Annotated in this window: 21 protein-coding genes; 20 read left to right on the forward strand and 1 reads right to left on the reverse strand. The window is 61.7% G+C overall.

What is annotated here, in order from left to right; all coding sequences use genetic code 11:
- Position 1 precedes the first annotated feature (1 nt).
- From CEK68_RS12080 to CEK68_RS12165, 18 genes are all read left to right on the forward strand, one after another.
- Complete coding sequence (locus CEK68_RS12080) at positions 2-544, forward strand: hypothetical protein (RefSeq protein ID WP_152239515.1); 543 nt, start codon at positions 2-4, stop codon at positions 542-544.
- Complete coding sequence (locus CEK68_RS12085; protein ID WP_152239516.1) at positions 541-777, forward strand: hypothetical protein; 237 nt, start codon at positions 541-543, stop codon at positions 775-777. The genes CEK68_RS12080 and CEK68_RS12085 overlap by 4 nt, the downstream gene beginning before the upstream one ends.
- Positions 777-1,073 (forward strand): hypothetical protein, encoded by a 297-nt coding sequence (locus CEK68_RS12090; protein ID WP_152239517.1) that lies wholly within the window; start codon positions 777-779, stop codon positions 1,071-1,073. Before CEK68_RS12085 ends, CEK68_RS12090 begins: the two co-directional genes overlap by 1 nt.
- Complete coding sequence (locus tag CEK68_RS12095) at positions 1,073-1,465, forward strand: hypothetical protein (protein ID WP_152239518.1); 393 nt, start codon at positions 1,073-1,075, stop codon at positions 1,463-1,465. Before CEK68_RS12090 ends, CEK68_RS12095 begins: the two co-directional genes overlap by 1 nt.
- On the forward strand, positions 1,462-2,757 hold the full coding sequence (locus tag CEK68_RS12100; RefSeq protein ID WP_152239519.1) for a phage terminase large subunit: 1,296 nt from the start codon (positions 1,462-1,464) through the stop codon (positions 2,755-2,757). The genes CEK68_RS12095 and CEK68_RS12100 overlap by 4 nt, the downstream gene beginning before the upstream one ends.
- Positions 2,757-4,661 (forward strand): hypothetical protein, encoded by a 1,905-nt coding sequence (locus CEK68_RS12105; RefSeq protein ID WP_152239520.1) that lies wholly within the window; start codon positions 2,757-2,759, stop codon positions 4,659-4,661. The genes CEK68_RS12100 and CEK68_RS12105 overlap by 1 nt, the downstream gene beginning before the upstream one ends.
- 60 nt (positions 4,662-4,721) lie before the next feature.
- On the forward strand, positions 4,722-5,474 hold the full coding sequence (locus tag CEK68_RS12110; RefSeq protein ID WP_152239521.1) for a hypothetical protein: 753 nt from the start codon (positions 4,722-4,724) through the stop codon (positions 5,472-5,474).
- 12 nt (positions 5,475-5,486) lie between these two features.
- A complete protein-coding gene (locus CEK68_RS12115) occupies positions 5,487-6,572 on the forward strand; it encodes a DUF4043 family protein (protein WP_152239522.1) in 1,086 nt (361 codons plus the stop codon).
- Positions 6,573-6,620: 48 nt separating this feature from the next.
- Positions 6,621-6,974, forward strand: a complete 354-nt coding sequence (locus CEK68_RS12120) for a hypothetical protein (protein WP_152239523.1) — start codon at positions 6,621-6,623, stop codon at positions 6,972-6,974.
- Entirely contained in the window at positions 6,974-8,614 is a 1,641-nt protein-coding gene (locus tag CEK68_RS12125) for a packaged DNA stabilization protein (RefSeq protein ID WP_152239524.1), read from the forward strand. The genes CEK68_RS12120 and CEK68_RS12125 overlap by 1 nt, the downstream gene beginning before the upstream one ends.
- Positions 8,611-10,398: a glycoside hydrolase TIM-barrel-like domain-containing protein gene (locus tag CEK68_RS12130; RefSeq protein ID WP_152239525.1), complete on the forward strand. Its 1,788-nt coding sequence runs from the start codon at positions 8,611-8,613 to the stop codon at positions 10,396-10,398. Before CEK68_RS12125 ends, CEK68_RS12130 begins: the two co-directional genes overlap by 4 nt.
- The gene (locus tag CEK68_RS12135) at positions 10,399-10,878 is read left to right on the forward strand and encodes a hypothetical protein (protein ID WP_152239526.1); all 480 of its coding nucleotides are present in this window, start codon (positions 10,399-10,401) and stop codon (positions 10,876-10,878) included. It begins immediately after the preceding gene.
- The gene (locus CEK68_RS12140; RefSeq protein ID WP_152239527.1) at positions 10,860-11,537 is read left to right on the forward strand and encodes a hypothetical protein; all 678 of its coding nucleotides are present in this window, start codon (positions 10,860-10,862) and stop codon (positions 11,535-11,537) included. Before CEK68_RS12135 ends, CEK68_RS12140 begins: the two co-directional genes overlap by 19 nt.
- Positions 11,530-13,005: a hypothetical protein gene (locus tag CEK68_RS12145; RefSeq protein ID WP_152239528.1), complete on the forward strand. Its 1,476-nt coding sequence runs from the start codon at positions 11,530-11,532 to the stop codon at positions 13,003-13,005. Before CEK68_RS12140 ends, CEK68_RS12145 begins: the two co-directional genes overlap by 8 nt.
- Positions 12,995-14,761: a hypothetical protein gene (locus tag CEK68_RS12150; RefSeq protein WP_152239529.1), complete on the forward strand. Its 1,767-nt coding sequence runs from the start codon at positions 12,995-12,997 to the stop codon at positions 14,759-14,761. The genes CEK68_RS12145 and CEK68_RS12150 overlap by 11 nt, the downstream gene beginning before the upstream one ends.
- Before the next feature lie 247 nt (positions 14,762-15,008).
- Entirely contained in the window at positions 15,009-15,755 is a 747-nt protein-coding gene (locus CEK68_RS12155; RefSeq protein ID WP_193314190.1) for a hypothetical protein, read from the forward strand.
- Positions 15,756-15,757: 2 nt separating this feature from the next.
- Positions 15,758-16,435, forward strand: a complete 678-nt coding sequence (locus tag CEK68_RS12160; protein WP_152239531.1) for a hypothetical protein — start codon at positions 15,758-15,760, stop codon at positions 16,433-16,435.
- Positions 16,435-17,202 carry a hypothetical protein gene (locus CEK68_RS12165; protein WP_152239532.1) on the forward strand — a complete coding sequence of 256 codons (768 nt, stop codon included), beginning with the start codon at positions 16,435-16,437 and terminating at the stop codon, positions 17,200-17,202. The genes CEK68_RS12160 and CEK68_RS12165 overlap by 1 nt, the downstream gene beginning before the upstream one ends.
- Before the next feature lie 754 nt (positions 17,203-17,956).
- Here CEK68_RS12165 and CEK68_RS12170 read toward each other — a convergent pair.
- Entirely contained in the window at positions 17,957-18,832 is an 876-nt protein-coding gene (locus CEK68_RS12170) for a LysR substrate-binding domain-containing protein (RefSeq protein WP_017908298.1), read from the reverse strand.
- Between the two features lie 118 nt (positions 18,833-18,950).
- On the opposite strand from CEK68_RS12170, the gene CEK68_RS12175 reads away from it, so the two are divergent.
- Positions 18,951-19,616 (forward strand): NAD(P)H-dependent oxidoreductase, encoded by a 666-nt coding sequence (locus CEK68_RS12175; RefSeq protein ID WP_152239533.1) that lies wholly within the window; start codon positions 18,951-18,953, stop codon positions 19,614-19,616.
- 207 nt (positions 19,617-19,823) lie between these two features.
- Entirely contained in the window at positions 19,824-20,516 is a 693-nt protein-coding gene (locus CEK68_RS12180; protein ID WP_026143941.1) for an MtnX-like HAD-IB family phosphatase, read from the forward strand.
- Positions 20,517-20,631 lie beyond the last annotated feature (115 nt).

The following is a 20,631-nucleotide window of genomic DNA, read 5'->3' on the forward strand; positions in this document are numbered from 1 at the left end:
CATGTCCTTGCTGCCTGACCCGATCCGCCCATACCTGGCGCTGATCCGGGTTGGGCTGTACGTGGCTGTTGCTGGCACGCTGTTCATCGGCGGCTGCCAGCACGGCAAGTCTAGCCAAGAGGCGAAGACGGCAGAGGTGCGGGGTCAATTCGACGCCTACAAGGCAAAGATGGTCGCGCTCACCCAGCAGGTAGCGGAAAGCGCTGAACGCGCACGCCAGGAATACGAAAGCAAGTCCGCCGAGGCAGCGAGGAACTACGCAGATGGCCGCAAGAGCGCTGAAGAACACCAGACTACCCTTGTGGCTGATCTGCGCGCTGGCAATGTCCGGCTGCGCAGCGAGTGGGCCGCGTGCATGTCCGCCCCCGGCAAAGGTCAAGCTGGATCCGCTGTCGCAGGCAATGATGCAATCGCCCCTGTATCGCCAGACGCTGTGGCAAGAGTTATTCGGGTCGGAGAAGATGCCGACAATCAAGTCGCCTGGCTCCAAGCCGAACTGATGGCTACCCGCAAGCTGGCTGATTCGTGTGGAGCTGTGCAGTGAGCGCCTCCCTGCATGTGCTGCCAAGCGCTCAGTTGCAGAACATCCCAGAAATGCTGCGTCGGCTGGCTGACTCGATTGAAGACGGCGTCTATGGTGATGTTGTAGAGGCCGCAGTTGTGCTTGGTGCCGAAGACCTAGAGGTTTTTGGCTTCGGCCAAGCAGATGGTCCCGTGACCCATTACCTGCTTGGATGTGGGATGGCAAAGCTGCAGCGTCCAAGGCTGGAGGACTGATGGCCCTGCCGATCCAGCTACGCGGCTACATGGTGGCCGATGCCCCGCAAGTGCTGTGGGCACGTGATGATCAAGGGCCGCTGAACCTCGCTGGGGATACGGTGCAGGCTCACATCAGACCGCCAGCCAAGAGCGTTGACCTTCAGGTGATCCCGGCGACAGGAGCTGCAGCGGGGCTGATTACCTTCACCGTTCCAACGACCTTGGGTAACAAGTACGGCCCGGGGCTTTACCAACTGACCATTGTGAGTGCTGCCTACGGGGTGACCCATGACGGCACGCTGGAGATCGTGTGATGCCTGCTGGGCGGCCAACTGACTATCGGCCTGAGTACTGCCAGAAGGTCATCGAACTTGGCAAGCAGGGCAAATCGATCGTCCAAATGGCGTGTGAGTTGGACGTTGTGAAGTCGACTCTGTACGTGTGGGAAGAGACTTACCCGGAATTTTCAGACGCCTTTACGCGGGCGCGGCAATGGTCGCAGTACTGGTGGGAAAGCCAAGGGCAGTGCGGATTGACGGCGGATAAGTTCAACGCCTCCCTGTGGTCGCGTTCGATGGCTGCCCGGTTCCCTGATGACTATCAGGAACGCAAGGGTGTCGAGCTGTCTGCCCCAGGTGGTGGCCCGATCGCTGTAGACGTAGTGACAAAGGTTGTCGTCACTGGCGTGGAGCCGCAGTCCGAATGAGCGAGCTTGGCCTGGAGATCCCGGCCAAGATGCTCCCCTTCTGGACTGAGCGGCGTCGCCACAAGGTGGCCCGTGGTGGACGTGGTTCGGCAAAGTCTTGGTCTGTGGCCCGCATGCTGGCGACTCGGGGCATCCTCCAGCCAACGCGCTGGCTCTGCTGCCGAGAGACGCAGAAGTCGATCAAGGAGTCTTCGCACCGGCTGCTGGCTGACCAGATCCAGTCGCTTAACTTGGGCTACTACTACGACGTCCAGCGGGACGCCATCAAGGGGCAGCCGGGGACATCGGCGAGTAGCAGTGAGTTCGCCTTTGCCGGCTTGAAGGAGCATACGGCCGACTCGATCAAGTCCTATGAGGGCTTCGATGGGGCATGGATCGAAGAGGCGCACAGCGTCAGTGAGCGATCGGCCGAGGTACTGATCCCGACGATCCGCAAGCGTGGCTCTGAGTTGTGGTGGACGTACAACCCGTACCAAGAAGAGGACTACGTCCACCAGTTGGCCGGGCTGGATGACCCGGACACGCTGGTCATCGACATCAACTGGCGGGATAACCCCTGGTTCCCCGAGGAACTGAACAAGGAGCGGCTGAAGCTCCAGAAGTTCAACTCGGACCTCTACGCGCACGTATGGGAAGGGGCATGCAGGTCGCTGGCCGGCCTGATGTTCAAGCGCGACTGGTTCAGGTTCTACGACGTGCTTCCGTCCCGCCTCAATCTGTACATGGCGAGCGACTATGCGGTCACGCCAGACGACGGCGATTGGACCGAGCATGGCGTTTGGGGTCTGTCCTCTAGCGGCGACCTGTACGCGGTGGACTGGTGGTACGGCCAGAAAGACCCGGCCGAGTGGATCGATGCCTGGATTGAGCTTGCGTCCAAGTACAAGCCACTTGCCGCGTTTGAGGAAAAGGGCGTGATCCTCCGGGCTGTGGACTCGGCCATCACCAAGCGAATGCGCGAGACACAGGTATTTGTCAACCGCGTGCCGCTAGCATCTGCTGGCACCAAGGCTGAGCGTGCGCTGGGCTTCGCGGCTCGTGCATCTGCTGGGGCCGTGTACCTGCCGCGCCTGCCGTGGGCAGTGCGCTTGCTGAATCAGCTCTGCGCCTTCAACGGCGAGGACGGACGGCAGGACGATGCAGTGGATGTCTGCAGCCTGATCGGCCGCGGCCTAGACACGATGGCGAACGCATCCGGGCCTGAGGCTCAGGAGCGCAAGAGCCGCAAGGGGCGCGACTACAGCGCCGACGATGAAGACGAAGACGACGTTCCGGACTGGAAGGTAGCTTGATGGCTGACGACATGAACTTGGCTGGCGAAGACGCCGGCCAAGCTTCCGCGCGCCCGGGAATCGACAAAGAGGCCATGCTGGAGAAGTGCCTGCGTCAGTTCCGCGACTGGGACGACAACGGCCGTGACGAGCGAGAGATGGCCGAGAAGTGCCGCGACTACTACGACGGCGAGCAGCTCACTGCCGAAGAGGAAGAGACGCTCAAGAAACGCGGCCAGCCGATCGTCATCTCCAACCGCATCAAGCCCAAGATTGATTCGCTGATTGGCTTCGAGAAGAGCAGCCGGACCGATCCGAAGGCGTACCCGCGTACCCCGCGCCATGATGGGGATGCTGACTCAGCGACCGATGCTCTCCGCTTCGTAGCGGAGCAGAACGACTTTGACACTATCCGTTCGGAGGTAGCAGAGAACCTATTTGTTGAGGGCTGTGGCGCCGCAGTCGTTGGCGTCAAGAAGCGTCCGAACGGCATGTTGGATGTATCGCTGACGCCCGTCCCCTGGGATCGGTTCTACCGCGACGTGCACAGCCGTAAGCGCGACTTCAGCGATGCAGCGTTCATGGGCGTCGTGCTGTGGATGGACGAAGAGGACGTTCTGGTCGAGTTCCCTGGCTCAGACCAAGTGATCTTGGGCGCCTACAGCAGCGAGCAGAGCGGCAGCGACACCTACGACGACCGCCCGCGCATCACGTGGGCCGATCAGCGCAATCGCCGCGTGCGCATCATGCAGCACCGCTGGAAGCAGGGCGGTGTCTGGTACACCGGCACCATGTGCAAAGGTGGCTGGCTTCGTGACCCGCAGCCATCGCCCTACAAGGACGAATGGGGTCAGCCTGAGTGCGACATCGTCGCCACGTCGGCATTCGTGGACCGCGACAATCGGCGCTACGGCACCGTCAAGCAGATGCTCTCGCCACAGGACGAGATCAACAAGCGCCGGTCCAAGGCGCTGCATCGCCTGAGCATGCGGACCATCATCGCGGAAGATGGCTCGGTCGAGAACGTCGCGGTTGCTAGGCGCGAGTTGGCGAAGCCTGACGGCTACATCAAGGTACGCCCGAACACGCGCTTTGAGATCGTGGACAACCAGGCCGCGCTCGCTGGTGAGTTCCAACTCCTGCAGGAATCAAAGGCAGAGATTGATGCCAGCGGTGTGAATCCTGCGCTTGAGGGTGACGTCAAGGCACCTTCTGGCCGCGCTGTACAGGCGCTGCAGCAGGCCGGCTTGCAGGAAATGGCTGTCCCCTTCGACGCGCTCAAGATGTGGTCTTGGCGCGTCTACCGTGCTGCGTGGAACCGAATTCGCCAGTACTGGACGGAAGAGAAGTGGATTCGCGTCACCGATGATGAGGATTCGCTGCGGTGGGTCGGGCTGAATAAGCCGGTGACCGTGGCTGAAGAACTGCAGCGCTACCAGAGCGAGGGGCAGACTCCCCCGGCCTATCTCATGGCGATGGCGCAGACCAATCCCAACGCTGTTGTGCGGCATGAGAACAGCGTGGCCGACATCGACGTGGACATCCTCGTCGAGGACGGCCCAGACACCGTGACGATCCAGGGTGAGCAGTTCCAGCAGTTGGTCGAGCTGAAGAAGGCTGACCCGACCTCGATCCCGACAGAAATGATCATCCAAGCGTCGAGTCTGCGGAACAAGGATCAGATCATCGAGAAGCTTCAGCAGCAGGTGCCTCCACAGATCCAGCAGCAGCTTCAGCAGATGCAAGAGCAACTGCAAGAGATGCAGAAGCAGTTGCAGGACAAGGATCAACAGCTTGCCGACCAATCATTGGATGCGGCAAAGCTCGAAACAGAGCAATTCAAGGCTCAGACCGATCGGTTTGAGGCTGAGACAGACCGTGCGCGCGCAACCGTCGAGACGGCGGCGCCCACGGTCATGCAGTAACGCGACGACGGCGGTTCGGTCGATGCGCGACGACGGCGAACGGTCGATGTGGAGCAACCCATGGCAGATGTGACTGATTTCCTCGATGACATCACGGGGGCGAGCGCCCCTGTGCAAGAAGCTGCAGTTGAGACTCAAGAGGTTGAGCAGGCTACCGAGCAACCGGAGCAAGCCACCACTGAGCAGGCCGCAGACACGGGCGTAGAAACCGCCGAGGCGCCGCCGGCCCCGGATAAGTCGAAGGAAGAGCAGGGCACGCTCGCAGGGTTGAAAGCGGAACGCGAGAAGCGGCAAGAGGCTCAGCGACGAGCCGATGAGCTGGAGCGCCAACTGGCCGAGCTGCGCCAGCAGCAGGAGCAGGCAAGGCGCCCCGAGTTCTTCGACGACCCGGCTGCCTACGTCCAGACCGAGGTGCAAAGCGCAACTCAGCGCATCCAGCAGCAGTTCTACGCTGCGATGGAGGCTGATCTGCGCGAGCAGCACGCGGACTACGACGAAGTCATCCAGGCGCTCGTGCAGCGAGCGCAGGACAACCCTGCGCTGGCTCAGAAAGTTTTCCAGTCGCCCAACCCGGCCCGTGAGGCGTACCGGCTTGGCCGCCAGATCCAGCAGATGGAGCAGATGCAGGATCCGGAAGCCTACCGGGCGCAGATCGAGGCCGAACTGCGGGCGAAGTGGGAGGCTGAATTGAAAGAGAAAGCTGCAGCCAAGCAACAGGCCGCCGACGCGATTCCGCCTGATCTGACCCAAGCACGCAACGCCAAGGGTGAATTTCAGCCCAAGGCGGGCGACGTCTTCAAACAAATCTTCTGAGAGCACTAACACATGGCAAATACGACCGTCAGCGCGGCTGTCCGCGCAAAGCAGTGGGACGACGAGTTCTTCAAGGAGTACGTCCGCGCCAACCGCTTCAAGCGGTACATGGGCATGGACGAGAACAGCATCATCCAGATCAAGAACAACCTGACCAAGAAGAAGGGTGACACCATCACCATCAACCTGGTCGGCGCGCTGGATGCCGATGCTGGCTACAACACCGGCAGCACCACCCTGGTGGGCAATGAGAAGGCACTGCCGAACGACGGCCACGCCATCAAGATCGGCGTGGTCCGTGACGCCACGGTGGTGAACGTCGAGGAAGAGCAGGCTTCCGCCTTCGACATCCGCGACGCAGGCAAGCAGGCGCTGAAGGATCTGGCAATGCGCTACATGCGCAACGACATCATCCGTGCGCTCGGCTCGGTGCAGGGGACTCCCTATGCCACCGCCACCGCCGCGCAGAAGAACGCATGGAATGCGGCCAACGTGGACCGGGTGCTGTTCGGCAATGCTGTCGCCAACTACAGCGCAACCCACGCCACCGCGCTGAACAACATCACCGCCGGCATGACGCTGACCAAGGATGTCGTTTCGCTGCTGAAGCGAATCGCTCAGGATGCTGAGACGGTGAACGGTGACGGCATCCGTCCGCACATCTACGGTGAGGATGAGGAAACCTTCGTGTTGTTCGCTGGCACCCGTGCCTACCGCGACCTGAAGAACAACCTGTCGACGGTTCACCAGGAAGCCCGGGAGCGCAGCCTCGCCAACCCGCTGTTCACCGGCACCACCTCGCTGTACTGGGATGGCGTGGTGATCCGCGAGATCCCGGAACTGCCGGTGTTCAACAACACCGCGTCCACCCCGATCCCGGTTGCTCCGGTCTACATGTGCGGTGCACAGGCTCTGGCTGTTGCCTGGGCGCAGACCACCAAGACCGCTCTGCGCAAGGAAGACGACTATGGCTTCCAGTACGGCGTCGGCTTCATGGAGCTTCGCGGTATCGAAAAGATCCTGTGGGGCCAGGGCACGACCGGTGCCAAGGACTGGGGCATGGTGACCGGCTGGGTTTCGGCTCCGGCTGACGCCTAATGGCAGACATGGCGGGGGCTTCGGCCCCCGTCTTCTTTGGGGTGAATGATGGCGACGTATAGCCGCGAGAAGTTGGTGCGCGACGTGCTGCTGGAGCTGGGCGTGCTTGACCCCAACGAGGCGCCGGAGGCAGAGGACGCGGCATGCGTCGGCGAGAGAATCCAGACGGTTCTCGAAGAGCTGAATGATGAAGGTCTGATCCCGTTTCAGGTGGAAGCGCCGATACCCGCAAAGTACATGGGGCCGATCACCTACATCGTCGCGCGCGAGCTGGTGACCCAATACGGTGTTATGTCTCGCGCTGAGTTGCTAGAGAACCGCGCTCAGGGAGCCTATGGGCGCCTGTGGAAGCTGCGCGAAAAGACCGCCTCGGATGAGCCGGTGAAGGCGACCTACTTCTGATGGATCTGCAGCCGATCGACCTGCTGGGCGGCTTCTACAAGGACGCGAGCCTGCCGTGGAGCGCGCAGGACACTGTGAACTGGCTGCCTGAGCTTGCCGAAGTCCCTGGCACGCGGACGCAGTTCAAGCTGGCATCCCCGCCGGGGCTGCGTCAGTTCACGAAGCTTGGCCCCAAGCCTGTACGTGGCGCCATCAACGTCGAGGGTTCGCTGTTCGTCGTCGCTGGCAATGAACTGCGCCAGGTCAAAGCTGACGGGACTAGCACCCTGCGCGGCACGATCCCCGGTGTTGGCCGCGTCTCGATGGCCTACAACCAGGTCACGAACGGGAATCAGTTGCTGATCGCCAACGGCCAGTCCAGCGGCTACGTGTTCAACACGGCGACCAGCACGTTCTCGGTTATCTCGGATGACGCATATCCGGGCGCCAAGGCTGTGGGCTACTTGGATAGCTACCTTTTGCAGGTCGAGCCGTTCGGACGGTTTTGGTTTTACAGCGACCTTGCGGACGCTTTGTCATATAGCTCATTTGACCGCAACGAATCAGAGGCATCGCCGGACAAGATTGTCACCCTGGCGGTAAGTCAGTTTGAAGTGGTGGTTTTCAACCAGTCCACGATAGAGTTTTTCTCAAATGTCGTTACTGATGACGGCCTGGGCAACTTCCAAAACAAGCGCATTCTAATAGAGCGCGGTTGTGCAGGCGGCCAGACCGTCGTCAAGCTAGATAACAGCATCATGTGGCTTGGTGATGATGGTGTCGTGTATCGGCTGGATAACTACAACGCCATCCCGATCTCCACTGGCGCCATCCAGAGCGCGATCAAGGACAACAACTGGTCGCAAGCCTTCGCCTACAAGTGGGAGGACGGCAAGCACAAGGTCTACTACCTGACCTTCCCGGACGGCCAGACGTGGGGCTATGACGTTGTCACGAAGCTTTGGCACCGTCGTGAGTCGTATGGCCTAAATCGCTGGCGCCTCAACACACTGACGCGATGGAACAATCAGTGGATTGGTGGCGACTTCCAAGACGGTCGCCTTTGGATATTGGACTGGGGCTATATGCTGGAAGGCGATCAGCCGCTTGTCTCCGAGCGTGTCTCCGGCGTCGTCCACAACAACCAGAACCGGATCAACGTCAACTACCTTGAGCTGCTGATGGGCATGGGGACGGAGATGACTGTGGCCCCCGAGTCGATCGACCCCAGCCCTGAGCCTGTGTGGCAGCCACTACAACAGAGCAATGTCAATTACGTATTCACACCTGATCCGCACGCCAATAACAGCACGATCGATTCTTCCGTGATCGGAACTAATCGCTATGGCAACATCGCGGGTGGCGGAACCGGCTGGATCTTAAGTATGACTGGATCCGGCACTTTGGGAGTGCGGATTCGGTCGATTTTCTCTCTTGCCGACGATGGCGCGACGGTTAACCTAGATATCCAGTCAGGAGGGAGCGCCGAAGTAATCTCAAACACTTCGCCTACACCAACCACATCATTTCAACCTAGCCCTATCGAGCGAACCCTTTCGCTTGGTGCTGGCATCACCATATCAATAAAGGGTCTCCAATCCGGCGTAGCCAACAGCTCTGCTTGGTTCATTGAAGTCGACACCTCGGGATACACGCCGTGAGCCAGGTCGGGCTGGGCATCACTGGAATTACGCTAATCCCATCCACTGGCAGTTTTGCTTATTCGACCGTGCCGCATACGCGCTCGGTGATCGGCAAGCCAAACGTTGTGGAAAACCTGCACGCCAGCCCGACCAAGACGGATGTTGTGGTGGCGCTGGAGCAGCTTTTCGCATCGCTGCCTGATTGCCACACCGTCAGCTTGGTGATTTCATGGTTCGGCGACGACCTGCGTGTTGGGAACTGCCAGATCAAGCCGCGTATCGCGCTTGCGCCCAGTGACGTGGCGAGTGTGTCCTGGTCGCCATCCAACTGGATGGTAGACGGCGTCACGGCCTCTACGGCCACACTGGTTACCTTCATCAACGACTCGGCAGGTGGCTACAGCGTCTACGGCTCCACGCCATCTGACGACTCCGTAGTCGAGGTAATCCGCTACATCAAGTCCAAGGGCAAGCGGATCGTTTTTTATCCGTTCGTTCTCATGGATATCCCATCGGGCAACACCCTGCCAAACCCCTACGGCGGCAGCAGTCAGCCTATCAATCCGTGGCGCGGTCGAGTTACCTGCTACCCGGCGCCCGGACAGTCCGGTAGCCCAGATGGGACGGGTACAGCTGCAACGCAGGTCAATTCATTCTTCGAGCGCGAATGGGGCTTTAACCGCTTTGTTCGGCACTACATTGGGCTGTGTGCACCATTTTTCCAAGCTGGGGACGTGTTCATCATCGGGACCGAAATGGTGGGCGTGACGCAGGTTCGTTCCAGCGCTACGTCCTATCCCGCTGTAGCCCAACTGCGCACCTTAGCCGCCGATGTCAAAGCGGCGATGCCGCAGGTACTGGTGTCCTACGCCGCGGACTGGACTGAGTACCACACCCGGCAATATTCGGATGGAACGCTGAACTTCCATCTGGATCCCCTGTGGTCGGACCCGAACATCGACTTCGTGGGCATCGACAACTACTTTCCGATTGCCAACATCAGGCCGAGCGACGATCCGGCGCTTGCCTATGACATCGCCTACCTGCAGTCCAACATCGAGGGCGGTGAACTCTACGATTGGTATTACGTAGACCGCACGAACAACGTCAAAGCAGCAATCACCGATGGCGCTTACAACAAGCCGTGGGTGTACCGGCAGAAGGACATCCGCAACTGGTGGCAGAACGCGCATGTGCCGCGCGCCTCTGGCGTAGAGACCACGCCGACCGCATGGCAGCCGCGAATGAAGCCACTGTGGTTCACGGAGTACGGTTGCCCGGCAATTGATCGTGGGCCAAACCAGCCGAACGTTTTTTTCGACCCGAAGTCCTCGGAATCCTCGCTGCCGTACTTCAGCACTGGCGCTCGTGACGACCGAGCCCAGGCGAGCTATTACGAGGCGACGATCGGCTACTGGCGCGACAACGGCGGCGACATGATCTCGGCGGACAACATGATCGCTTGGACGTGGGACGCACGCCCGTATCCGCAGTTTCCATTGCTCGAGAGCGAGTGGGGAGACTATGGCAACTACCCGCGCGGCCACTGGCTGCAGGGGCGCGACTGGATCGAGCCGAAAGCTATGGATCGGAAAGTGCAGGTCTGCTACAGCAAAGACGGCGGCAACAATTGGTCGAACTGGCGCGAATACTCCATGGGTGAGTTGGGCCAGTACCAGCGCCGCATCCGCATAAATCGCTTCGGATCGGGCCGTAACTGGCTCTTCCGCATCCGCATCGCCTCTCCCGTGAAGCGCGACCTCTACGGCGCAGTGGCCTACATCGAGCCGACAGGCGGCTAAATGATCGAACTAGCAGATTTTCTGCCCGCTCTGAACGAGCCTGGGCAGGCGGTAGCGTGCGCGCAAGGAAAGCAGCCAACACGCGATGAGTTGCGCTCTCTGGAAGACGCGATACGTACGCTTCCAGCCCAGGAATGCCCAGTCGAACACCACTTTGCTGATGGCGTCTATGGCCGGGCAATGCACATCCCTGCGGGGACGGTGTTGACCGGCAAGGTGCACCGCTTTTCGACGCTCAACGTGCTTGTGCAGGGCGAGATCACCGTCACCACCCCAGCCGGCATGCAGCGCCTAGTTGCGCCGGCAATTTTCACATCGCCGGCCGGCTGCAAAAAGGCCGGATTCGCGCACACCGATGTCATCTGGCTCAACGTTCATCCAACCAAGCTCACGGATGTTGATGCCATCGAGGCCAAGTTCATCGAGCCGGAGGCCCCGGCACTCAACGCAGGAGAGACCGCATGTCTTGGGGCGCAGTAGCAGGGGCCGCGGTTACTGCCGTTGGCGGATATATTTCGAGCAAGAACAACAAGAAGGCGAACAGCAGTTCGCAAGGCGCGTATGACCAGGCGTATCTGGCGAATACTCGCAACCTGCAGCCCTACATGGACGCAGGTACAGGCGCACTGAATCAGCTTGCCCAGCTCAACTCCGGCAACTACAGCAGCTTCAACGAGTCGCCCGACTACCAGTGGACGCAGCAGCAGGGTCTGCAGGCGTTAGACCGCAGCGCTGCTGCTCGTGGCTCTCTCTATTCGGGCGGTCAAACTGCTGATGTGTTGAAGTATTCCCAGGGCTTGGCATCCCAGCAGTACAACAACTACTACAACAAGATTGCTGGGCTCGCTGGACTTGGTCAGAGCGCAGCTAGTGCATTGACTGGCGTCAACAACAACTACGCCAACCAGACCGCTGCCACGGCGCAGAACAACGCATCCAACAGCAATGCGTTGGTCGGTCTGCTTTCCGGGGTCGGTTCAAACCTGCTCGGAAGCTACGGAAGCAATGCCCGCCAGAGCAGCTATGGCGGCGGCAACAGCCTGAGTTCGCTCTACAACATGCAGTCCAACACGGGCCAGGGTAGCTCCTACAACTTCGGGAACAACCTCTACAACTTCGCGGGGCGCACCTATGGCTAATGCACTGGCTGATTTCCTGGGTGGCTACCAGGCGGGAAACGAGATCACGCAGCAGCAACGACAGCAGCGCCAGCAGAACCAGCTAACCCAGCTTGCTCCGCAAATTGTCTCCGGCGACCCGCAGGCATATGCTCAGGCCGCTGCGATCAACCCGCAGGCGGCCCAGCAGTATCAGGCCGGCGGCGATGAGATCGCCCGTCGTGCGCGCGGCGCAGCGAAGTTCCTACAGTCGGCCCTGCAGTCCGGCAACCAGCAGCAGATCATGGCTGCGCGCCAGACCATCAAGCCGTTCATGGACACGCTCAAGCCTGGCAGCTCGTATCCGTTGGATCTTGATCCGCAGCAGGAGATGGCAGGCATCCAAGGGTTTCTGGCGCAGACTTCCTACCTCGATCCGGACCTGAAGGCAGGCACACCGACAGGCTTCCGCGAGTTCCAGATGAAGGCAGCGGCAGCAGGCCTGCAGCCTGGCACGCCCGAGTATCAGAGCGCGGCGAAGATAGCGCTGGGACAGGAAGCACGCCAGTCGTCCGCAGCGATCGGCTACCAGAAGATGACCATCAACGGGCAGGATGTTCTGGTTGCCACTGATCCTCGCGGTATCGGCTCGCAGATCGTTGGCAGTGGCACCAGCTATGGCACATTCGCCAAGCCCGCGGTGGCGGGTCAGGGTGCTTCTGCAGTCAAAATCAACATCGATGGCCTACCGCCAGAGACGCAGCAAGAAGTGGCAAACACAGTCTCTGCAATGCAGGCTGCGAATCTTCCTCAGAGCGCGATTGACTCAGTGCTTCAGTTGGCTGCGGCACGTGGCTCTGAGAACATGGCGAACAACCCGTTCGCTGGGCGTCCGCAGGAGCAGCAGGCCGCTGCCACTGAGGCAGCTAAGCAGGCCGTGCAACTGCAGTACTTGCCCGCCATGGAGAACGTCAAGACAAATGCGGCTATCCAGCAGGCCGGCGGAACCGCGCAGGCTCAAGCTCAGGCTAAGCAGCAGGCCGAAGTGCAGCAGCAGCAGCAGACGCGCGCACGAGACGCCCGCGATACGCTGTCCTTGCTGGATCAGGCCGAGAAGCTACTGCCTGGCGCTACGGGTGGGCGTGCAGGCAACCTTGGCGACACTGCTGCGGCGATGTTTGGCGTTTCGACTCCAGGCGCGCAGGCAACTGCCCAGTTGCAGACCATCGCGGGTCAGCTCACCTCGAAGATGCCACGCATGCAGGGTCCGCAGTCTGACCGAGACGTGCAGCTTTACCAGCAGATGGCCGGCGACCTGGCCAACCCTGCTATCCCGGTGGCAACGCGCATGGCCGCGCTGAAGACGATCCGCCAGCTCAACCAGAAGTACGCCGGCGGCGCGCAGCAGGCCGGCGCCAGCGGCGGCCGCACCATCGTGCGCACCGGCACCCTTCCCGATGGCCGCAAGGTCGTCCAGTACAGCGACGGGACCACCGACTATGGCAATTGATCCGGCGCTGTTGGCGCAGGTGAAGTGGGACGACGCGCCGCAGCAGGCCGGCGGTCAGCAGCCGCTGGAGATCGACATCACCGGCGGCATGAGCGAGAGCCAGCTGCGCGCCCAGCAGGCCGCAGCCGCCGCGCAGGCGCCGATCGACCTCTCGCAGGTCGTGTGGGATGACGCGCCACAGGCGTCCAAGCCTGATTTCTCCGGAGTCACCTCAACTGTCAGCAGCACTGCAAACGATGTGCCGCGCCCCTACAAGGACAGCGCTTTCAGCAAGGTTCTTGGCTTTTTCGAAGGGCCGGCGCCGATCCAAGGCAACACGCTGCAGGAGCGGCAGGCCGACTATCAGAGCCGAAATCCGGCGCTGAAGGGCCTTGTTGGCGCGGGGCGGGCAGTGGACCGTAATCTGCGCGGCATCGGACAGCTTACTGGCACCAGTACGCAGGCTATGGACGAAGGGGCCAAGGGTCTCAATCAAGTCCTAGCTGGCGATACGGCCACAAACCTTGGGGACATCGCCGCCGAGGGCCTTGCGTTGGCTGTGCCCGGGAGCAAGATTGCGGCGCTCCCGAAAATGGCCACAAGGGTTGCGGCAAGTACTGGCCTCGGCGCGGCTTCCGGCTATGTAGGTGCCGCAGACTCACAGGCGGGGCGACTTGGTAATGCTGCCCTGGGCGGTGCCTTTGGTGCTGGCGGCGAGGTCGTAGGCCAGGGGCTGAGACTTCTGGGTTCGAGGGTGACGCCAGAGATCATGGCGCTGTACAACGCAGCGCGGCAGCGCGGGATCGAACTGACGCCGGCTCAGCTCAGCAACAGCCAGTTTCTGAAGCGCGCCGAGAACATGCTGAAGAACATCCCGTTCACCGGAGCAACCCGGACATGGGAGAAGCAGCTCGAGCAGTTCAATACTGCCGTGTCGAAGACTTTTGGCGAGAACGCGCCCAAGATCACGCCGGACGTGTTCGCCGCCGCGAAGTCGCGCATCGGCCAGCAGTTCGACGAGTTGTCGGCACGCAGCACGCTGAACGTGTCGGATCGTCTTCTTGAGGGGCTTGGGGCGATCCAGAAAGAGGCATCGGAGGTTGCAGAGGATGGCACTATTCGCGCCGTCAACAGCGTGATTGACCGCTTCCTACGGCAGACGCAAGACGGTGTATTGCCAGGCCCGGCCTACAAGTCGCTGGACAGCCAGTTGGGCAAGATCATGGCGAACGGCGGTGAGAAGGCAGCCTACATCGGGCAGGTGAGGGACACGTTGCGCGAGGCGATGGACGAGTCGATCCCCGCCGCTCTCAAGGATGCCTGGACACAGGCTCGTAGCCAGTACCGAAGCCTGAAGACGGTTGAGCCGCTGGTGGCGAAGTCTGCGGACGGAACCATTTCTCCGGCCCAACTGATGGGCAGAGTGACTGCTGACAAGTCAGGCAAGGCCGCGATGGCCGCTGGCCGAGGCGGTGAACTAGGGACTCTTGCACGCATCGGGCAAGCCATGAAAGCACCAAGCTCATCTGGCACTGCTGAGAACATGCTGGCGGGCGGACTTTTCAACCCTGTGAACTGGCCAAGTTACGCCGCAGGCGGAGCGCTTGGCCTTACTGCAGGGCGCGCCCTCAACAGCAACGCCTTGGCATCTCTGATGGCTACCCCGGTTGCCAATTCGGTCTTGTTGAACCAGCTAGCTCGCCTCGCTGCTCCGGGAGCTATCGCCACTACCGCCCCCATCGTGACCGATACGAAGCGGCCCAACAACGGACGCTGAGGTGTAGTGCGTCTTCTTGCGCTGAGCCTTCAATGCCTTCTTGGCATCGGCTTCAGCGTAAGCCTGATCGATCCGCTTCTGATCGTATTCCTCAAGCTTCTTCCAGTATTTCCCGAGCGTTGGGCCAGCGGCTAGGCCCACAAAAACGCCGATTGCATGCACCCAATCCATACCAGCCCCGGCCCCGTCCGGGGCTTTTTTGTTGGAGTAACCGATGTCAGGATACCGATTCTACAACCCGGCGCCCGTGTTTTTCGACCAGCTAGGCATTGAGCCAGCGGCAGGCGGCAGCCTCACGTTCTACGCCCAGGGGACGACGACGCCGAAAGGCACCTGGTCCGACTCGGATCTGACCATCGCGAACACTAACCCTGTTCAGCTTGATAGCTCGGGCCGTGCGAACGTGAACATCTGGTGCGATGGCGCCTACACGGTGGTCCTCAAGGACGCTGATGGCACTTCCATCTGGACCAGGGACTTCGACTCCGGGCAAGGCGCTGGCGTGACGATCCCGCCGCTGACTACAGCCGGGTTTTTGACGCACGACTTTACCAATCTGATTTGGCAAAACTTCCCGATGTTGCCTGATCCTACGGGTTCGGATGGCAAGGTGCCTGTTGCGAATGGCGGTGGGTACACACTTACTTCACTGCCGACCATCCCATCTTTGCCGATCGTCAACAGCACAAGCTCGGACAAGATCGGTACGCTGCTGATCCAGTACGGCAGTGCAAGCGCCCCGTTTTCCGGGAATCGCCAAACGTCCTCCAGCGTCAGTTTCACCACGGCATTTGACTCGGCGCCCTTCTTCGTCGATGTCATCCCGCGTAATGCCAACCACACGTCTGGCGGCCAAATTGGTGTTCCGGCGATCACGGTCAAGAGCTCCACGGGATTCACTGTGCAGTTCGACTCTGACGACTTCGGCCAGTCTAATGCCTCCTTCATAAACGCGGTCCCGTTCGACTGGATTGCATTCGGACGTAAGGCGTAACAATGCCGACCGCAGCGCTCCCAAAGGCACAATCAGCCCTCATAGACACCAGAGGTAGCCCGACTCGGGAGTGGTACAGCTACTTCCAGGCGCTACGCAATAGCGATGGGCTGACGCCGGCTCAGCAGCAGCAGCTAGACGACCTGGCTGCGCGCGTCACGGCACTGGAAGACGGCGGCGTAGGTGGCGGCTCGATCCAGGGCATCGGCTCCATCGTGACCCAAGGCAGGCCGCCCGGCATTGTCCAGATCAGCCTTGAGGGCGACACCGACACGCCAGGCAACACGTGGTACTACGGCACCGCCCCCGATGGCTCGCGAGGCTGGTGGGCGCTGTCCGATGGGCTTGCCGTCACTAGCGACCTGACCAAGGCTGTCGGGTCGGATGGAGTTACGACATTCGGCCTAGCCGACCTTCCCAACAGCGGCGGCGGCGCGCTGGTCAAGATCGCTAGGGACGCCAAGGGCCGTGTATCAGGCACTAGCTCTGCCACGACAGATGACCTCGCCGAAGGCGGCACCAATCGCTACTTCACAGATTCACGCGCGCGTGCCGCAGTTGGCCTGTCGTTTCCCTTCATTCTGCAAACCGGCTCCTCGCCGATACCCCTCACAACGGACCGCAAGCTGCCGTTCCTCCTCGCGAGCGGCGCTGCCTCCAACATCGCGGTGCTTCCCTGATGGCTGAGCAAATCCCACTGAAAGCGGTCAAGAGCAGCGGCGTGGCCACGGCGCTGGCGGAATACGCGGCTGGCGACTACCACTCGCCGATCTATCTGCCGCCGATCTTCACCGACTATATTTCCAGATCAGGTCTCGGCATGACGTGGGTCAGCGCTACGTCGATCAGCGTCAGCTCCGGGGCGTGCTATATCCCGAGCCTGGGCTACGTCCTCGCGTTTCCAGCGCCGATCACGAAGTCAGGCCTGACGCTCACGGCCAACACCTGGTATCACGTCTACGGCTACCTCAACGGCTCTTCGCCCGACATCGAGATCGTGACGACCGCACCTGCATCCCCTTTCTACGGGCTGGCACGGGCCAAGAGCGGTGACAACACGCGTAGGTACATCGGGAGCGTGCGGACCGATGGCTCGGGCAACGTCGTGCAGTTTTGGATGGCCGGCGAGACCTGCTACTACGCATCGCAGCAGTCTGCGCTCAGCAACGGGCAATCCGATTCCCAGACATCGATCAGCCTGGCCGCATTGGTTCCTGCGACGGCGACTTCGTGCATCCTTCGGGTCCAGAATTTCGATTCCGGTGCGTGGTTCTTCCTTGGCAATGGCGGCAACGCGCAGTTCACCTCGGTGAGCGAACGGACGACATTCACCGTGGCGATGCCGCTGCCAGCAAACGCGACCAGCCTGTCTTATCAGCGCAAAGCCGCGATGTCCGGCAGTGTGGGCCTCGACATCCAGGTTTTCGGCTTCGTGGCCCCGAGGTAACGAACACCGGTCCATGCGGCAGTCGCCAGGCGCGGCGCCGGCCGACTGCCGTAGGAATTTGCTGACACGAAGGTAGGGAGCGCCCCGATACCGCACCTCCGGCGCCCATGAGACTCTATCGTCACCGGACGCGGGGCCAGAGGCCGCTCAACCCGCGGGCGCCTGAGCAGCGCCAGGCCGGCTACATCCAGCGGCACCATGACCGCTTCAGCCGGCCGTCTCGGCCAGTGCGACGACCTAGCGTAGCATCTGTAAAATCTTCATGTGTTTTACATGACCTTGCGTGCTCCCCGAGTCCTACAAGTGGCTGATCCACCCAGACGTCGCCCTGCTGCGGCACAACAGCAATGGGGTGGCGGGGGTCAAGCTTCAGCCTGACGGCAAGTGGCGCATCTGGATCTACTGGGGCGACCGGACCCACTACGGTACTGCGGCCAGCCGGGAGCAGGGCATGCGGTGGGTGATGCGCTGGGTCGCGGCGCGAAAGGGTCTGCCTGGAGGGGGCAATGGTAAGCGCTGAGCTTGTGCAGGATTTGTGCAGTGGATGCGCCAAATGTGGCTTCCAGTGTCATCATAAGTCTTTGATTGCATTGATTGTCAAGATGCACCAGCAGACTTAAAATCCGCCGGGGGCGACCCCATGCCGGTTCGATTCCGGCTCCGGGCACCATCAGCGCTTCAGAATCGATCAGGCCGTCGCGCCTGTCGGAGTGGCAGAGGTTGGTTCGGATGCGCACGCCTGCCATCCGCTTGCTCAGTCGACACTTGCTAACCAGTCTTGCACGCGTGATGTCGCCTCCTGCGCGGGGCGTCCGATAGGCGTGAGCACGTAATAGGCCATTCCTTCGAGCATCGGCTCGCTGACCAGGCATAGCAACCCCATGCGCAGTTCTTCTTCGACCAGTAGCAGGCTCAGCAGCGCTACGCCCTGACCCGCGACGGTCGCCTGGATGGCATGGCTTTCTTCCGAGTAACGGGTGCCTGAGGCCAAGTTCACTGGATCGTGGCCAGCCTGGCGCGCCCAGGCGCTCCATGTCAGGTCCACAGGCAGTGGCCGGTGCCAGTCGAAATGGATCCGTGGCCAGCGGGATGCGTCCTTGCCAAGCGTCTTCAGCAGCGACGGACTGGCGACCGGTGCGAAGCGATCCGCCCGAAGTAATCGCGCGATGGCCTCCGGATGGTGGCCGTGTCCGTAACGAATCGCCAAGTCGGCGATGCCGGCATACAGATCGACGGGAGTGTCGGACGCATGCACATGCAGGTCGATGTCCGGGTGGGCGGCCTGGAACGCGGAGAGACGGGGAACCAGCCATTTGCTGGCGAAGGCCGGGGTCGTCGACAGCGTCACCGATGGCCGGCGCGGCCGCCGCACCTGTTCGATCGCCGTGGCGATCATCTGAAACCCGCCGCCGACCCCGCCCAACAAGGCATGACCATCCGCCGTCAGCTCCACCGCACGGACCTTGCGCAGGAACAGTGGGTGGCCGAGCTCGTTTTCCAATACCCGAATCCGGTGGCTGATCGCTGTGGGGGTCACGCACAGTTCCTCAGCGGCCTTCTTGAAGCTGCGCAGCCGTGCGGCCGCTTCGAAGGCTCGCAGGGCGCTGAGGGGAGGGAGTCGGAGGGCCATGGATGGATGATCGCATGTCATCCATCGCATGAGGATTCATCGTTTGCCGCGGTTGCATGGCGCACGGAGACTCCCCGGGCACTTCAGCCATTTCATCCCTGCCGGAACGTCCACGATCATGACCACCCTTCTGCACATCGATGCCAGCGCCCGCCCTGGCTGCTCGGACACCACGCCCTACGGCTCGCATACGCGGAGGTTGACGGAGCGCTTCGCCAGGCGGTGGGTGTCCGCCCATCCGGACACGCAGGTGATCTATCGTGATGTCGGTCAGGAACCACCACCGCCGATCTCCGGTCCCTGGATCCATGCGGCGTTCACGCCGGAATCGGCGCGCGTGCCATGGATGCATGACGTCCTGCGCACCAGCGACGCCCTGGTGGACGAACTCCTGCGGGCCGATCTCATCGTCGCCGGCGTGCCTATGTACAACTTCGGGCCACCGGCGCAGTTCAAGGCCTATATCGACAACATCGTGCGGGTAGGGCGCACGTTTGGGTTCGACCGCAATCGCGTCGGTGCGCCGTACTGGCCGTTGCTTGCCGATGCCGGCAAGCGCCTGGTGCTTCTGTCTTCGCGAGGCGATTACGGCTACGAACATCGCCTCGCCGACCGCAACCATGTGGAGTCCTCGATCCGAACTGCCTTCGCCTACATCGGTATCACCGATGTGTGTTGTGTCGCTATCGAGTACGACGAGTTCGCGGACCAGCGGCTGGCCGATTCGATCCGGCAGGCCGAGGCGGAAGTAGACGTCCTTGTCGCGGCACTCGCGCAGGTGTGAACGCTCTTCGGGCGGGGAGCGGGGTGTCACTTCGGCTGAGACCACGCTTCGCTTGCATGCACCGCATCCCAGACTTGGGCGTGTTGGGGACGAGCCGGGGCCCGGCCTACCACGCCCAATGTGAACGCTCCGCTTTCTTTCACCTCGCCGAAAGGAGTGCGAAAGACAGCGTGCCTAGGCTCTGCACCCATCAGCCGGAGAGCCACCTTGCGCGCCCAATGGAACATCCTTTGCGATTTTGACGGTACCGTGTCCCTGCAGGACGTGACCGACAGCCTGCTCGAGCACCTCGGGCGCCCCGGTTGGCAGGAACTGGAGGACGACTGGGTCGCGGGTCGGATCGGGGCCCGCGAGTGCATGAGCAAGCAGGTCGCGCTGCTCGACGGCGACGTCGATGCGTTGCACCGGGTGCTGGATGCGGTGCGGATCGACCCGGCCTTCGTGCGCTTCGTGGCGCTGGCCGAACGCCTTGGCATCCCGCTGAGCATCGTCAGCGACGGCCTGGACTACGGCATCGCCCGGATCCTCGCCCGCCACGGCCTGCACCATCTGCCGATCATCGCCAACCGCCTGCTGCGCACCGACGCGGGCGAATGGCGCATGGCCTCGCCGCATGCGCGCCCGGACTGCCCCAGCGGCACCTGCAAGTGCGCGGTCATGGCGCAGCAGCCGCCCGAGCGCGCCACCTTGCTGATCGGCGACGGTCGTTCCGATTTCTGCCTGGCCGGCAAGGCCGACCTGGTGTTCGCCAAGGACGGGCTGCTGCGCCATTGCCGCGCCAACGGGATCGCCCATTGCGCGATCACCGGTTTCGACGACGCCATCGCCCTGCTGCCCGACCTAGCGGTGCCGGCGACCACCACCGTGTCCTTCCCGCTTCCCGTCACCCAACGAGCCTGATCCCGATGAACCGGAATGTTTCGCTTTCCTCGCTCGCACCGCTGCATGGCGATGCCGCGCCCGATCCGGAGGCGCTGCTGCGCACCGGTGCCGACCACCAGCGCGCGCTGAGCGA

Source organism: Xanthomonas sp. LMG 12461 (genome assembly GCF_009192935.1).
Lineage (GTDB): Bacteria > Pseudomonadota > Gammaproteobacteria > Xanthomonadales > Xanthomonadaceae > Xanthomonas_A > Xanthomonas_A sontii.